Raw genomic sequence first — 15,778 nt, forward strand, 5'->3', positions numbered from 1 at the left:
TAGGCTGCTAAAAACAGCCTGTCCTGCGCTTTTTTCATTTTAAAGCGAAAAGGTTCATATTGTCATTAACCTGTCACTTAAAACTCATTATAAATTTTTGTATATTGCCTGTAATAGTAGATGACTCGCTGTACATAATGCCGTGTCTCACCAAAAGGGATTTGCTTAATGGACTCTTCTTTGCCATCCCACACCCCTTGATCCAGCCACTCCTTAACTTTACCTGGACCAGCATTGTATGCCGCTACGATGACCACAGGATTATCCTGAAACTTCATAGACAGGTTATGCAGATACCAGGTTCCCAGCTCAATGTTGGTGCCGGGCTCGTGCTTTACACTGTCCAGCGGGACCTTCTGAATCTGGGCACTGTCCATAATCCAATTGGCGGTATTCGGCATAATCTGCATAAGTCCCAGTGCACCCTTGTGTGACTGCTTGCTGGTTTTAAAGTTTGTTTCCACGCGGATAATAGATGCCACCAAAAATGGGTCCACTTCATACGTCTGTGAATATTGCCGAATTTCATCCTTATATTGAATCGGGTAAAACCACGACATCCAATTTGAGTTGAGGAACAGAATCAGGACAAATCCGACAAACAAAATGAGCAGGACTCTTTTCTTACGTAAAATGTTCATGCAAGTCCCTTTCGCTGCCAAAACTGATCAATTTGCCGCTTCGTCTCAGTCTGTGTTCCGCTATTATCAATAACAATATCAGCTAAATTTTTTTTTCTGCTCGATATCCATTTGTGCGGACAAACGAAGCTCGGCTTGCTCTTCTGTCAGACCGTCTCTGAGCATCAGACGTCGGAGCTGAACATCACGTGGTACATATACAACCATAATTTCCTCGTACAGGCTCTCCAGCCCAGACTCATACATTAACGGGATATCTGCCAAAACAAGCTTGTCCGGCTGCTCCCGTTCATAAGCTTCCATGCGCAGACGCATTTCCTCACGAATAGCAGGATGCGTAATATCGTTAAGTGCCTGTCGCTGTACAGGATCTCTGAATACAATCTCTCCCAGTCTTTTGCGGTGCAGGGTTCCGTCACTGTTCACTATAGCTTGTCCAAAATGCTGTATGACCGCCGCCAGCACCGGATGCCCCGGAAGCATAACTTCCCGGGCAATGGCATCTGCGTCGATCAGCAGCGCACCCTTGGCGACCAAAAGAGCCGACACGGTGCTTTTTCCGGTAGCGATCCCTCCGGTTAATCCGATATTCATGCTCTTCACCTCATAACAGCTTCAATATACCCATCATAATCAGTAATAATGCCGGCAATACGCCGAGCGCCTTCATAAATCGAAATGCTGACAGGAAGAACCCTGCCTTCATACCAGCAATCAAAAATACACCACTGAATAACGTAATAGCCAGCGCAGTAGACAGGGGCTGAAAACCAAGCATGGCTGCACCTAAGCCCGCTCCGAACGCATCGACCGATAATGCAATACCTAACCAAACCGCTTCGGTAGCAGATATACTGCCGGAACGGTCCATATCCGCAGCAGACGGGCTTCGAAGAATCCGAATAACAAGCCCCCATTTGCGGAACTCCAGCGAAAATAACGTTCGCTCCTCCTGCTGTAGCTCCAAAGAAGTCTCTGTCGATAGATCTCTTCCTGAGCTGGTTAGAGACTCTGTATTAGCATTCTCAGCACTTTTTTTTCTCCGCAAGAGCTGATATATGCCCTGAATCTGAATCAACCTGTTCCGTAAGGTGCAGATCCCGAGGGACTTCCGCTGTTTCTTCCGTCAAATCTTCCTTGCGTTGCAGAGCCTGAATCAAAGAGTAACAGCCGATACAGATCAGAATGACAGCACCGAAAACCGTCGTATATACAGGAGACAGGACACGGGATAGTAATGCGCCGAGCTGCATGGATATGCCGATCACCAAACCTGAACATACGGAGATGATAGCAATCGACAACAATGGAATTTTCATTTTGCGCAGACCATATGTAACACCGACTCCGAAACTGTCCAAACTTAGCGCAAATGCCAGTAACAGCAGGGCTCCCCAATGATTAGCCACTCCAATTCCCTCCCATTGCGAAGGCTGGGCCTTACAGCAACCGACTCCCTTCGCAGTATTGGTACTTGGAACAATATATGAGAGGGATGGGCTTGGGGTGACTGTGCCTGTTTAGCGCAAAGGCTGGCAGACCGGGCAATGATGTGTGCCACGTCCAGCTACGACGGATTTTTCGATCAATGTACCACAGTTAATACAAGGCTTCGCGTTGCGTCCATAGATTTGCAACTGATGCTGGAAATCGCCCGTTTTGCCCTGTCCGTTAACGAAAGATTTGATGGACGAGCCACCAACCTGAATCGACGCGCCCAGCGTGGAGACAATAGCTTCATGCAGTACTCGAAATTGGCTATCCGTTAGGCTTTTGGCTGGCTGTGCCGGATGAATCCCTGCCTTAAATAACGATTCATCTACATAAATATTCCCGATGCCTACCACATATGACTGGTTTAACAGCGCTGCCTTGATCGAAGTCGAACGAGTTCCAACAGCGGCACGCAGCATTTCAGGTGTAAAAGCCTCGTCCATCGGTTCCAGACCGAGTTTATTCAGCGGCTTTTCCAGCAAATCCTGTCCTGCCGGAAATAAGTGCATTGTACCAAATTGGCGCACATCCTGATAACGCAGCTCTGTACCATCTTTAAAATGAAAGATGACATGGGTATGCTTTTCCACAGGATCATCTTGTGAATACAATCCATAGCGTCCTTCCATTCGAAGATGGGAGACAAGCACTAGCCCGTCCAGCAAAATCCGCAGAAACTTACCGCGTCTTTCCACCCCAATAATCCGGTGGTCAGCCAATTCCATCGCAAATGCGTGAATATCATCGGGACGTTGGATAATACGCGGCAAATTTACGGTTACATGATCTATATGTTTATCGACTATAAGCTCGTTTAGTGTTCGTTTAATGGTTTCTACTTCCGGTAATTCCGGCATGATGTCTTCACCTCACCCTATATTATAACGGAAGCAACGTCAAATTGGGACTATCTACTCATTGAAATATCTTACTTGGCCTCATACCAATTGCTGCCATAGCTTACTTCCGCTTTAAGCGGCACAGCCAGCTTTAATGCAGCTTCCATGGTAGCGGGAACAAGCTCTTTCATCGTTTCCATTTCCTCAGGCGGAACCTCGAATACAAGCTCATCATGTACTTGTAACAGCATACGGCTGCGAAGATTGCGCTCACGCAGCGCTGCGTCCATCTGCACCATCGCCAGCTTGATAATATCGGCTGCGGTACCTTGAATCGGCGTATTCATCGCTGTACGCTCGGCGAACGAACGCTGGTTGAAATTGCTGGCGTTTATCTCTGGCAAATATCGTCTGCGTTCCAACAACGTTTTTACGTATCCATCCCTCTTCGCATCCTTCACAATATCATCCATGTAACGGCGAACACCCTGGAACACGTCAAAATACTGGTCGATAAAGCGAGCCGCTTCCTTCCGCGTAATATTCAAATTTTGCGACAGACCATAGTCACTAATCCCGTAAACAATCCCAAAGTTGACCGCCTTTGCAGAACGGCGCATATCGGAGTCTACAGCCTCTGCCGGTACACCGAACACATCGGATGCGGTCTTGGTATGGATGTCCATATCGTGAACAAAAGCCTCTTTCAAACGCTCATCATCCGAAATATCAGCCAGCACCCGCAGCTCGATTTGTGAATAGTCTGCCGCCAAAATCGACCAGCCCGGCTCCGATGGAACAAATACTTTGCGGATTTTGCGTCCTTCTTCGAGACGGATCGGAATGTTTTGCAAATTCGGAAATTGACTGCTCAAGCGTCCAGTTGCTGCAACCGTCTGCCGGAAATACGTATGCACTTTACCTGTCTTCTCCGAAATTTCTTTAAGCAATCCTTCGACATACGTCGATTGAAGTTTGGCAATGGTGCGATATTGCAATATGTTTTGCACAATATCATGATATGGCGCAAGCTTTTCCAGCACCTCTGCATCGGTCGAGTACCCGGTTTTTGTCTTTTTAATAACGGGCAGACCCAGCTTATCAAACAAAATCTCACCCAACTGCTTAGGCGAATTAAGATTGAACTCTACCCCTGCAATACTGTAGATCTCACCCACCAACGTTGTAATCTGGGCTTCAAATTCTTTTCCCAAAGCGCGCAGTTCCTCTACATTCACCAAAATACCCTGCTTCTCCATATCCGCCAGAATGCGGGATAACGGCATCTCAAGCTCATGGAACAGCTTGTGCATTTCCGTTTTTTCCAGCTCCGCCTGCTGCACAGGTACCAACGCTTCGATCACCGCTGCCTTACGCGCCACATGATCGGATAGTACATCTACGTCAGGAACTTTATATTTAGCTCCTTTACCAAACACTTCGTCGTCTGGACGAATCGATGACAAGCCATACTTGGCTGCCAGCCCACTCAATGTCTGATTGGCGTCTGTCGGATCTAGCAAGTATCCGGCCAGCTGCACATCAAACTCAGCTCCAGCAAACTCAATTCCATGCCAGTGTAAAGCCAAGTCCGTACGATGCAGATCATGACCGCGTTTTTTGCGTTCAGGGTCGGCAAGCCACTCCCGAATAGGGGTAGCTGCATCACTTTGTAGAACTTCCAGTGTCATAAAAAACTGACGCCCTGTTGCGGCAAATATCAAGCCTACAATCTCAGCATGATGCGGATTATCACCATGCGTCTCAACATGCAGCACATCTACGTTATTCAGCACTTCTACCAATTCGCTGATCCGCTGTTCATCCAGCACAGTCACGTCTGCTACGGCTTCCTCTACGCCGACTCCAGCACTGCCGACCTCGCCCGAAAAGGATAAACGCTCCAGCAGGGACTTGAACTCCAGCTTCGCCAAAGCTGGTCCAGCCGTCTCTGCCTGTAGCCCGCTGAAAACCACATCTTCCAGTTGCTTGTCCAACGTTACATCCCGATAAATGGTCGCCAAATCCTTGCTCATTCGCGCATCGTCAGCATGAGTCTCCACGCGTTCTTTCATTTTACCCTTCAGCTCATCCGTATGCGCCAGCACCTCTTCAACTGAACCATATTGATGCAGCAGCTTGAGCGCTGTTTTCTCACCCACGCCCGGAATACCAGGAATGTTATCCGACGTATCGCCCATTAGGCCCTTAAGGTCTATGATTTGCAGCGGCTTTAAGCCGTAACGTTCCTGAATCTGCTCAGGTCCATACGTTTCCACCTCGGTAACCCCTTTGCGGGTCAAGCCGACTGTGACATGGTCTGAAGCCAATTGAAGCATATCCTTGTCGCCGGTCACAACCAGCACATTAAAACCCGCTTCGTCCGCTGTTTTGGACAGGGTGCCTATAATATCGTCTGCCTCATAGCCATCCAGTTCAAATTGGGCAATGCCGAAGGCGGTCAATAGCTCTTTCAGCAGCGGAAATTGCTGGGACAGCTCCGGCGGCGTTTTCTCCCGTCCACCTTTGTAATCCTCGTACCCTTTGTGGCGAAACGTAATTTTACCAGCATCAAACGCAACCAAAATATGCGTTGGTTTGTGCTCCTCCAAAAGCCGCAATAACATTGTCGTAAATCCGTACACCGCATTCGTCTGCTGTCCGCTTGAATTCGTCAACGGCGGCATAGCAAAAAACGCCCGGTATATGATACTGTTACCATCTATAAGCATGAGTTTATCCATTTCGCACCTCGCAAGTTCATCAATGCATTCGTAACGTTCTTACGTATTACGCATTCCTCTTCCTATCTTAACATACAAGACTCTTTTTCAGAAAAAAACGGCTGTTTCCTAGCCAAATTTGCCTTTTGCTCAAAGACAAATCTGGATTAGAAACAACCGCTATATACTAAAAGCCTTACTGGTTCAAATCTGGCCGCTCTCCTGTCACGAGATATACAGTGCTTTCACCGATATTCGTAGCATGGTCGCCAATGCGTTCAATGTAACGTCCTACGAGCAGTTGCAGCATGGCTTGTGAAGCCTCTGCTGGCTTTTCTACCATAAAAGCGTATAGATCGCTGATCATGTGGCTGTACAAGGAATCCACCCGATCATCCTCTTTAGCCATTTTGTAGGCCAGATCTGTATTTTCATCCAAATAGGATTTGATCGCATTGTCGATCATTTCTTTAACAATGGAAGCCATGTGTGGAATATCCACCAACGGCTTCATCGCCTGCTGTCCTTCCAAGCGAAGTGTGACCTTGGCAATATCAAGTGCCAAATCACCCATACGTTCCAAATCACTGGAAATTTTAAATGCAACAATGATCCGGCGTAAATCCTTCGCTACTGGCTGCTGGGTAATAATGAGCTTGGAGCCCATATCCAGAATATTTTCTTCCATTGTATTAAGGGATGCATCATTTTTGACTACCTGTTGGGCCATTTCTGTATTTTTGGTCTGCAAACATTCAATAGCCTGATCGAGCGCCTTCGAAACGTGTGCACCCATTTCGCGCAGTACGGCTCTCAGTTCTTCTAATCCTTCATCAAAACCTTTTCTACGTATCATTTCGAAGTCACCCCTTCTCGCATAATCATCAAATTTGGCTTTAGCCAAAACGCCCGGAAATATAATCTTCCGTACGTGAATCCTGTGGCGTGGAAAACATCGCCTCTGTATCCGCTGCCTCTACTACAACCCCATTCAAAAAGAACGCAGTTCGACCAGACACACGCGCTGCCTGATGCATGTTATGCGTCACCATGACGATGGTATACGTGTCTCTTAATTCTTGAACCAGCTCTTCAATTTTCATCGTCGAGATCGGGTCCAGCGCAGATGTAGCCTCATCCATAAGTAAAATATCTGGCTGTACAGCAAGCGCCCGGGCAATACATAGCCGTTGTTGCTGTCCGCCGGACAAACTCAGAGCAGAACGCTTGAGAAAATTTTTAACCTCTTCCCAAAGTGCTGCCTGCCGTAGGCTTTGCTCTACCAGTTCATCTAACTTGTCCTTTTGCCGGATTCCATGCAACCGCGGACCATAGGCCACGTTATCATAAATGGATTTGGGAAACGGGTTAGGCTGTTGAAAAACCATTCCCACCTGTTTACGCAGCGTTTCTACTTCCATAGTATCGCCGTAAATATCCTGACCTGCGATGCTCACGGTGCCTTCAATACGCGTTCCCGGTATCATGTCATTCATCCGGTTTAGCGTACGCAGCAAGGTTGATTTTCCACAGCCGGATGGGCCGATGAAGGCTGTTACCGTTTTTTCAGGAATATCCAGGTTTATATGTTTCAGCGCGTGGAATTTTTCATAATACAAATTCAGCTTATCAATCCGGATTACGGAATCATTCATGGATTTATGATCTCCTTCGTGTTGCAGTTATGGTCCTCAAGCATTGCACCTGATTTGCACAATATGAAGATTATATAAGCTGTGTGTAAATTCAGTGTGGTGGATTTGTTAACGGTATGTAAAATGATCAAGAACTCAGCATGAGCTCAAGCTCCTGTGCTATTCCAGCTGCATTCAAGGCCGCTTCTTCTGCGGAACGGGACATTTCACTATTTTTAGCCTCTATTTCATCGACTGCCTGCAATAATTTGGCAAACGTTTGGGTTCCGGCAGATATAAATTTAGAGCCTGTATGAATCTGCTGCATACTCGTATCCGTCAGTTCAGCAGTGTCACGCAGCATTTGCTCAATATGAGTGAGTAAGCCGGTAATCTGTACAGAAAAAGCTTTGGTCTGGAGTGACATATTCCGAACCTCTTGAGACACAATCTGAAAGCCACGCCCGTGTTCGCCAGCATGGGCCGCTTCAATAGACGCATTGATCGCCAGCAATCCGCTGTGATCTGCCAATGCACGAATGGATGAGGCCATGCCCGCAATATCATTCAGCGATTGGGTTAAGGCTGTCATCTGCTCATGCTGGCGCTTCATTTGTTCCGTTACTGCATGATAAGAAAGCAGAACATCCTCCAGTTCCACTTTACCACGGCGGGATAATTCACTCATTGAGCGAGTTAGCTGCACACTGTCATCCGCCTCTTTCGCTGCATCCAAAACAGTCATCCGAATACGCTGGACTCCGTCATAGCTATGTCGAATCACATCGCCCCGATCTTCGTCTGCTTCTCTTTGCATTCGCTGAACGACAGACAGGATATCACGAATTGTGAGTACACCGAGTAATCTTGTCCCTTCCTTTATCAATAAACAATCGTAAAAACGCTGATCTTCACGCATCATCGCCTGTTCTACAATTTCCGTTGCTGGACTTTTCAAATCCACAATTAATGTATTCGGATCGGCAAATAGGGAAGCCGGTTTGTCATAGAACAATGCCGCAGCAAACCTGCCCGTAAAATGACGATTGTACGCATCTCTCATGATGATGCCCAAAGGAAGATCATTTTTATCCACGACGATGACACAGGGAATATCTCCCTGTGTTTTCATGAGTGCTAACAGTTCTTTGCAAGACATATCCGTGCCAATGATCGGAACCTCCCGGCATGGCACATAGGTAGTAATCGGCTTGAACGTTTCACGTTCAATCACGGCAGTGGAACTCGTCTGGGTCTTTGGTTCCGTTATCATCGTTCTGAAGTCCCCTTTTTTTTACTACTTGAAGTGACGGGAACATCATATCGGTCATTTGTTGATTTTAACGACTATTTTTGTTAATGAAATGTAAAATCACAAAATGGACATAAAAGTCGCTGCTACTGCCTGGAAAGAGAAAAACGCTCCTCATTTATAACAAATGAGAAGCGCTTCTTTTTTTATTTACAACCAGCTTGTACCCCACTCCACGGATTGAATCAATATGAACCGAGTCGGGATCAAGCTCCAGCTTTTTACGTAAGGAACTGACGTGTACATCCACTGTCCGTTGACCGCCGATGTAGTCAAAGCCCCACACGGCATTCATTAGATCATCCCGAGTCAGGACCACACCCGGCTTGCGGGACAAATAGAGGAGCACCTCAAATTCCTTCGGTCTTAAGTTGATGGACTGACCTCCAAGAATGACTTCATATTTCTCAGGGTAGATCTCCAGCTCGCCCAGTTGAATTTTGGAGCCATCTTTCTGTTCAGACAACACTCCTTCATCCCCTCCGGATGTTCTTCGCAGTACAGCCGTTACGCGGGCCAGTAGCTCAGAAACGCCAAAAGGCTTGGTGATGTAGTCATCAGCACCCGACTTCAGTCCTTGGACCACCTCAGCCTCCCCGTTTTTAGCGGTTAGAATAATGATAGGTGTTGTCAGCCCCTGATGGCGAAGTCTGCTGAGAATATCCAGTCCATTCATCCCCGGCAGCATCAAATCCAGCAGGATCAAATCGTAGGATTCTCTGGAGGCTCTTTCAAACCCAGCACTGCCATGATCCTCCGTGTCCACTTCGAAACCTTCTTGTATCAAATTGTAGGATAGCAATCTGGCAAGCGTTGGTTCATCCTCAATAACCAGCAAACGTTGTCCCATTAATAACTTCATCTCCTGTTTACCTGTTAAAGGCGCATTGGTCAAAATCCTGAAATCTTTTCCATACTCATGCGACACCCGTTTATTTTATCACGGCATTGTTAACACAATGTAAAAAATGTTATAGTTCATTCTTCCTGTTGCAATAATGGTAATTCAACGGTAAACGTGGTACCCAAACCAAGCTCGCTTTCGACCGAGAGTGTACCATGATGTAGATCGACCAGGTGCTTGACGATGGACAATCCCAGTCCCGTTCCGCCCGAGTTGCGCGAGCGTCCTTTGTCCACCCGGTAAAAGCGCTCAAAGATACGTGGCAGGTCCTTCTTCGGTATCCCAATACCCGTATCACTGACTGTAAATACGACCTTTTCTGTGTCATTGTCCCGTTGTAACGTTATAACCTTGATCTTTACCTTGCCGCCATCAAGGGTATAGTTAATGCCATTAGACAAAAGGTTCAGGAAAATCTGCTGAAGCTTATCTTCATCTGCCTCCATAAACAGTTCATCCGGGATATCCATGTGCAGCGTAATTCTTTTTTTTGGCTGCTACATTATTCAGTTTCTCCAGCAATGATTCTATAAAAGATGAGATATGAATTGGAGAGCAATCCAGGGGGGACCGTTTGGACTCGATTTTGGAAAGCTCCAGAATATCGCCGATCAGTCGATTCAGTCGTTCACTTTCGTCATATATAATTTGCAAAAAGGAACGGGCCGTTTCCTCATCTTTAACCCCACCACCAAGCAATGTCTCGGCAAAACCCTTGACTGCGGCAATCGGTGTTTTTAGCTCATGGGATACGTTTGCCACAAATTCGCTTCGCATATTTTCCAACCGTCGAATAGCTGTAATATCCTGCAAAAGGAACAGCATCCCCCGGTATCCCCCTTCATCCTCATACATAGGGACACCATCCAGCAAAACGAGTCGTTCCTCAGGATTGTACAAATGCACCTCACCATGCAGCCTTTCTCGGCTTTGTATACTACCTTCAATAAGCTTTGTGAGCTCATAGTGCTTCTTCAGCTCATGATACGGCTTGTCTGTCACCCGCTTACCCACGACACCGAGCATTCGCTCAGACTCACGGTTGACAAGCGCTATGCATTCACGAGCATCAATCATCAGAATCCCGCCTGTCATATTACTCATGACGCTTTGCAGCAGATCCTCATTGTCACGAATCGTTTTCATTTGGTTTTGGAGGCTGTCAGCCATACGATTAATGGCTTCACCTAGTTGTCCTACCTCATCCCGGCGCTGTACACCGACCCTAGCGTCATAATCTAGTCCTGAAATGCGGTTGGCTACCCCTGTAATATGTTCAATGGGCGAGGTGAGGCTGCGAGCAATACGATAGCTCATCAGTCCAGCAGCAATAAACAGCAACACAAGACCGATCCCGATGGCCGTCCAGCCTCGCTGCATTCCCTCTTCCACCGCTTTCAGACTCATGGACAAACGGATATATCCGTCAAAGCCCTTGTCCGATACAACAGACTCAGCGACGTATAGCATGTTTCGTTGCAAAGTTTCACTGTAGCGTATCGTCCGTCCGATTCCCTCCGACGTAGCTTGCCGTATTTCTTCACGCGATGCATGGTTTTCCATCTTGCGTGGATCGCTTAACGAATCACCCACCACCGTTCCATCCTTACGAATGAAGGTCACTCGCGAATCGGTCAGATGGGCAATTTCCTTCGCCTTCTGAGAATAATAGGAGACGTAATCTGTGCTGGATAGGGCATCAGCATTAACAAATGGGAAAGTAGCGCGAAGCAGATCGATCTCACGACCCATGTTCTCCTCTAGCACCTTCATATTCGAATTTTTAAAAATTTGTCCCATAGTGATCCCAGCAGCAAGGACAGATACGCCAATCAAAATCAGCATGATCAGGGTAAGCCTGAAACGAAACGATTTCATAGAAATTTGCCCATCCTTTTATGTAAGTTAATCTCATTCTACAGGCTACCTGCATTATGTTCCACTGTGAAAAGAAAAAAGGCCAGAGCAAAAGACTGCCCCAACCTTTTCTTTATCCTCTTACCCGTTTACAACTTCACCGCCATTGATATGAATAACCTGCCCGCTTACATAAGACGAATCGTCTGAAGCAAGGTACACATAAGCTGGCGCCAGTTCTTCCGGCTGACCCGGTCGCTTCATGGGCTGTGCTCCTCCAAATTCGCTGACCGTCTTGGCATCAAAGGTAGACGGGATTAACGGTGTCCAGATCGGCCCTGGGGCTACAGCGTTCACTCGAATACCTTGATCCGCCAAATTGAGTGATAGGGAACGAGTGAATGATGTGATTGCCCCTTTGGTGGAAGAATAATCAATGAGCGTCTTATTCCCAGCGTATGCGGTAATTGACGTTGTGTTGACGATCGCGCTCCCTTTCTTCAAATGCGGCAATGCCGCTTGTGTTAGGAAGAACATACCGAAGATATTCGTGCGGAACGTGCGCTCCAGCTGTTCCTTGGTGATATCCTCCAGCTTTTGCTGTGGATGCTGCTCGGCCGCATTGTTCACGACGATATCAAGCTTGCCCAATTCGTTCACCGTCTGTTGCACCGCTTTTTTGGCAAATTGGTCATCTCCGATATCGCCAGGAATCAACACGCATTTGCGTCCTTCCTGTTCGACCTGACGTTTGGTTTCTTCCGCATCCTTATGCTCATTCAAGTAGACGATAGCTACATCCGCACCTTCTTTGGCATACGTGACAGCTACAGCCCGCCCAATTCCACTGTCTCCACCAGTAATCAGTGCAACTTTGCCTGTTAGCTTGCCAGCCGCTTTGTAAGTTGGTTTTTCAAATTGCGGTGCAGGCGTCATTTTGGACTCAATCCCCGGTTGCTGTTCCTGGTGCTGCGGGGGCAAGGTTTGCTGAGGTTGGTTGCTTTTAGCCATTGTACATTCTCCCTTCAAAATCAGATATTTTTTAGGATGCAACATTTGCATCCACTCTACTCCTGATTTACCACACAAACTTATCCGTTAAACGAAAAAAGAAAAATCCAGCTATGTGAGTACACAAAAAAAACGACCTATGCTTATTCTGCACAGACCGTTTTTTTCAACGTTAGCCGTTGTTATTATTCAATTCCAACCGCTCATAAAATGATTCATTAAATAATATGGCTGTATACCATTAAAAACGTAATTAAGATCATGAAGACGGCCAACAGTGTACTGAACATTCGCACTTTACCAGCGTATTGCGTAATTGGCTGTTGGTTGCGAACCGCTTCCAGTGACAATCGTAATGGCTTACCCATAGCACCTGCGATACCAGAAATAGCAAGAAACAACAACAACACGACAACGATCCATGCTACCGAATAAGACTTCCAAGCAAAAATCATATAGATGCCGCTAATAAGCACAAGGATTAGTGCAAATTGCGCCAAACGGTTCAATAGCTGCACAGCCGATATCGTTCCCTCCTGCGCACTTGGAGCCAATTTGTCGATTTTGCCCACGACGAAGGGAAGCAATAAATAAAAGCCCATTGCCAGTGATCCAATAATGTGAATAAAAAACATTCTTTATAACCTCCAATTCTTTGTTTTCTTACAAACTGATTTTTCCATAGAACGATCATATTCCAACGAATGACTAGCATCTTTGCAATGTTTTGGGACATGCTTTTCTATGTAACTATTAGTGCATATGAACTCTATTATACCGGGGAAGTGGGTCAAAGCAAAGGAATATGAGGGGGAAAGTTTCAACTCGGGTGGATACTTGTCCGCAATCATTCCGTTCGCTCCGCTGGTGCCAGCAAATCCAAACTGAAACTTTCAATATTAAAAGAAAAGGAAGAAAACAATAGACTATTTAAAAATAAAAGAGGTGACCGACAGCCATAACTATGACTTGTGGACACCTCTTTAAGTAAAAAAGTATACCGTTTTAGTAGCAAATCGTATTTATACGTTGACTATTTTAGTCACATTACGAACCGCTTCGGCAGATTGATCGAGCGCTGCTTTTTCTGCAGCTGTCAATTCCAACTCGAACACTTTTTCGATGCCGTTCCCGCCAAGAAGTGTAGGTACACCGAGGAACAGGTCCTGATAGCCATACTCTCCTTCCAGGTAAGCAATGACTGGTATAATCCGCTTTTTATCTTTTACAATCGCTTCTGTCATTTGCGCAAGCGAAGCTGCTGGAGCATAATATGCGCTGCCATTACCCAATAGGTTAACGATTTCTCCGCCACCCACTCGTGTACGTTGTACAATCGCTTCGATACGTTCCTGAGAAATCAGGTTATCGATAGGTATACCTCCTACGCTGGAATAGCGTACGAGCGGTACCATATCATCACCATGCCCTCCCATAACGAAACCGCGCACGTCTTCAACCGAAACATTCAGTTCCTGTGCAATAAAGGTACAATACCGAGCCGTATCCAACACACCTGATTGGCCAATAACCCGATTTTTCGGGAAGCCAAGCGTTTGGTACGCCGTATAGGTCATAGCATCGACCGGATTACTCAGAATAATGACGATAGCATTGGGCGCGTACTTCTTCACATTCTCACATACGGATTTTATAATTCCTGCGTTCGTATTGACCAAATCATCACGGCTCATCCCCGGCTTGCGCGCGATCCCGGCTGTAATAATGACGATATCCGAGTTGGCTGCATCCTCATAATTAGAAGTGCCCATGATCTGGGTGTCAAATCCCTGCACTGGACCAGCTTCCAAAATATCAAGCGCTTTGCCTTTAGTCGGATTCTCTAGTTGCGGAATATCAATGAGTACGATATCACCTAACTCCTTTTGAGCCAGCAGCAATGCGGTAGTGGCACCGGTAAAACCGGCGCCAACAATGGATATTTTTTTGCGTTGAATGGTCAAGTAGTATTCCCCTTCCTTACAGGTTACTAATAATAGTGTCCGCGAACTCGGAGCATTTCACCTGTGTAGCACCGTCCATCAGACGGGCAAAGTCATAAGTTACGATCTTTTTATTAATGGACGTCTCCAGCCCCTTGTAAATCAGGTCAGCTGCTTCTTTCCAGCCCAAATGTTCAAGCAGCATAACGCCGGACAGAATTACGGAACCAGGGTTCACTACGTCTTTGTCTGCATATTTTGGAGCTGTACCATGCGTAGCTTCAAAGATAGCATGCCCGGTTACATAGTTAATGTTTGCACCTGGCGCGATCCCAATTCCACCAACTTGAGCAGCCAAAGCATCGGACAGATAGTCCCCGTTCAGGTTCAGCGTAGCAATGACATCAAATTCAGAAGGACGAGTCAGCACTTGTTGAAGTGCAATATCAGCAATCGCATCCTTAATAATGATTTTGCCTGCATCTTCAGCTGCTTTTTGAGCTGCATTTGCCGCATCCTCACCTTCTTTTTCCTTGATGACATCATACTGAGCCCAAGTAAATACTTTATCTGCAAACTCTTGCTCAGCTACTTCATAACCCCAGTTTTTGAAGGCACCTTCGGTAAATTTCATAATGTTACCTTTGTGTACGAGCGTTACACTCTTGCGCCCATGGTCAACGGCATACTGAATAGCTGCCCGTACCAGACGCTTTGAACCCTCGGAGGAAACTGGCTTAATCCCAATTCCTGAGGTTTCAGGGAAACGGATTTTATTCACGCCCAGCTCTTGCTGAAGGAACTGAATTACCTTTTTCACGTCTTCAGACCCTTCGGCATATTCGATCCCTGCGTAAATATCTTCTGTATTCTCACGGAAAATGACCATGTCTACCAACTCAGGACGTTTTACTGGAGATGGGACACCGTTAAAGTAGCGAACAGGACGCAGGCATACGTATAAGTCCAGTTCTTGGCGCAATGCCACATTCAATGAACGGATACCACCGCCAATAGGTGTCGTAAGTGGACCTTTAATGGCTACAATATACTCACGGATGGCTTCCAAAGTATCGTTAGGGAGCCACTCGCCGTATGTATTGAAAGCTTTCTCACCAGCGAATACTTCATACCAGGCAATCTTTTTCGTGCCGTTATATGCTTTTTCTACAGCCGCGTCCAGTACGCGCTTGGAAGCTTTCCAGATGTCGCGACCTGTGCCGTCACCCTCGATAAACGGAATTACCGGATGATTTGGAACCTGCAGTTGACCGTTATCAATTGTAATTTTTTCGCCTTCAGTTGGGAGCTCAAACTTTTCAAATTTCGCCATAAGTTCCTTTTCCTCCTCAGATATGAATGGGTACAGGACGAAAGACATGATCTTTATCACAGACAAAAACGTATATCTCTCGCCGAC

General features: G+C 46.5%; 11 protein-coding genes and 3 pseudogenes. All 14 read right to left on the reverse strand.

Annotation, left to right across the window (positions count from 1 at the left end):
• Nucleotides 1–77: 77 nt before the first annotated feature.
• Nucleotides 78–641: a lytic transglycosylase domain-containing protein gene (locus tag C400_RS0102650; RefSeq protein ID WP_013370365.1), complete on the reverse strand. Its 564-nt coding sequence runs from the start codon at nucleotides 639–641 to the stop codon at nucleotides 78–80.
• A pseudogene (gene coaE / locus C400_RS0102655) lies at nucleotides 638–1,235 on the reverse strand (dephospho-CoA kinase). The gene C400_RS0102650 and the pseudogene coaE overlap by 4 nt, the downstream one beginning before the upstream one ends.
• A 10-nt stretch (nucleotides 1,236–1,245) precedes the next feature.
• Nucleotides 1,246–2,050: pseudogene (locus C400_RS0102660) on the reverse strand (MntP/YtaF family protein).
• Nucleotides 2,051–2,161: 111 nt separating this feature from the next.
• Nucleotides 2,162–2,992 carry a DNA-formamidopyrimidine glycosylase gene (mutM, locus tag C400_RS0102665; RefSeq protein ID WP_016819638.1) on the reverse strand — a complete coding sequence of 277 codons (831 nt, stop codon included), beginning with the start codon at nucleotides 2,990–2,992 and terminating at the stop codon, nucleotides 2,162–2,164.
• A gap of 71 nt (nucleotides 2,993–3,063) precedes the next feature.
• Nucleotides 3,064–5,718, reverse strand: a complete 2,655-nt coding sequence (gene polA / locus C400_RS0102670) for a DNA polymerase I (protein WP_016819637.1) — start codon at nucleotides 5,716–5,718, stop codon at nucleotides 3,064–3,066.
• Between the two features lie 175 nt (nucleotides 5,719–5,893).
• The gene (gene phoU, locus C400_RS0102675; protein ID WP_016819636.1) at nucleotides 5,894–6,553 is read right to left on the reverse strand and encodes a phosphate signaling complex protein PhoU; all 660 of its coding nucleotides are present in this window, start codon (nucleotides 6,551–6,553) and stop codon (nucleotides 5,894–5,896) included.
• Between the two features lie 40 nt (nucleotides 6,554–6,593).
• The gene (gene pstB / locus C400_RS0102680; RefSeq protein WP_016819635.1) at nucleotides 6,594–7,352 is read right to left on the reverse strand and encodes a phosphate ABC transporter ATP-binding protein PstB; all 759 of its coding nucleotides are present in this window, start codon (nucleotides 7,350–7,352) and stop codon (nucleotides 6,594–6,596) included.
• Between the two features lie 127 nt (nucleotides 7,353–7,479).
• The gene (locus C400_RS0102685; protein ID WP_017425907.1) at nucleotides 7,480–8,604 is read right to left on the reverse strand and encodes a methyl-accepting chemotaxis protein; all 1,125 of its coding nucleotides are present in this window, start codon (nucleotides 8,602–8,604) and stop codon (nucleotides 7,480–7,482) included.
• Nucleotides 8,605–8,761: 157 nt separating this feature from the next.
• A complete protein-coding gene (locus C400_RS0102690; protein WP_017425908.1) occupies nucleotides 8,762–9,493 on the reverse strand; it encodes a response regulator transcription factor in 732 nt (243 codons plus the stop codon).
• 128 nt (nucleotides 9,494–9,621) lie between these two features.
• Nucleotides 9,622–11,425 (reverse strand): annotated as a pseudogene (gene pnpS, locus C400_RS0102695) (two-component system histidine kinase PnpS).
• A 120-nt stretch (nucleotides 11,426–11,545) separates the two neighbouring features.
• Nucleotides 11,546–12,415, reverse strand: coding sequence for an SDR family oxidoreductase (locus tag C400_RS0102700; protein ID WP_025364514.1), 870 nt, complete (start codon nucleotides 12,413–12,415; stop codon nucleotides 11,546–11,548).
• A gap of 218 nt (nucleotides 12,416–12,633) precedes the next feature.
• The gene (locus C400_RS0102705; protein WP_017425909.1) at nucleotides 12,634–13,050 is read right to left on the reverse strand and encodes a hypothetical protein; all 417 of its coding nucleotides are present in this window, start codon (nucleotides 13,048–13,050) and stop codon (nucleotides 12,634–12,636) included.
• A gap of 387 nt (nucleotides 13,051–13,437) precedes the next feature.
• Nucleotides 13,438–14,379, reverse strand: a complete 942-nt coding sequence (gene mdh / locus C400_RS0102710; protein ID WP_016819630.1) for a malate dehydrogenase — start codon at nucleotides 14,377–14,379, stop codon at nucleotides 13,438–13,440.
• 16 nt (nucleotides 14,380–14,395) lie between these two features.
• Complete coding sequence (icd, locus tag C400_RS0102715; protein WP_016819629.1) at nucleotides 14,396–15,691, reverse strand: NADP-dependent isocitrate dehydrogenase; 1,296 nt, start codon at nucleotides 15,689–15,691, stop codon at nucleotides 14,396–14,398.
• Between the last annotated feature and the right edge of the window lie 87 nt (nucleotides 15,692–15,778).

The organism is Paenibacillus sp. ICGEB2008 (assembly GCF_000307675.1).
GTDB lineage: Bacteria > Bacillota > Bacilli > Paenibacillales > Paenibacillaceae > Paenibacillus > Paenibacillus polymyxa.

Bases quoted from the DNA above. Each gene is read 5' to 3' on its own strand.
- C400_RS0102650 (WP_013370365.1), bottom strand. From the start codon at position 641: ATGAACATTTTACGTAAGAAAAGAGTCCTGCTCATTTTGTTTGTCGGA.
- mutM (WP_016819638.1), bottom strand. From the start codon at position 2,992: ATGCCGGAATTACCGGAAGTAGAAACCATTAAACGAACACTAAACGAG.
- polA (WP_016819637.1), bottom strand. From the start codon at position 5,718: ATGGATAAACTCATGCTTATAGATGGTAACAGTATCATATACCGGGCG.
- phoU (WP_016819636.1), bottom strand. From the start codon at position 6,553: ATGATACGTAGAAAAGGTTTTGATGAAGGATTAGAAGAACTGAGAGCC.
- pstB (WP_016819635.1), bottom strand. From the start codon at position 7,352: ATGAATGATTCCGTAATCCGGATTGATAAGCTGAATTTGTATTATGAA.
- C400_RS0102685 (WP_017425907.1), bottom strand. From the start codon at position 8,604: ATGATAACGGAACCAAAGACCCAGACGAGTTCCACTGCCGTGATTGAA.
- C400_RS0102690 (WP_017425908.1), bottom strand. From the start codon at position 9,493: ATGGGACAACGTTTGCTGGTTATTGAGGATGAACCAACGCTTGCCAGA.
- C400_RS0102700 (WP_025364514.1), bottom strand. From the start codon at position 12,415: ATGGCTAAAAGCAACCAACCTCAGCAAACCTTGCCCCCGCAGCACCAG.
- C400_RS0102705 (WP_017425909.1), bottom strand. From the start codon at position 13,050: ATGTTTTTTATTCACATTATTGGATCACTGGCAATGGGCTTTTATTTA.
- icd (WP_016819629.1), bottom strand. From the start codon at position 15,691: ATGGCGAAATTTGAAAAGTTTGAGCTCCCAACTGAAGGCGAAAAAATT.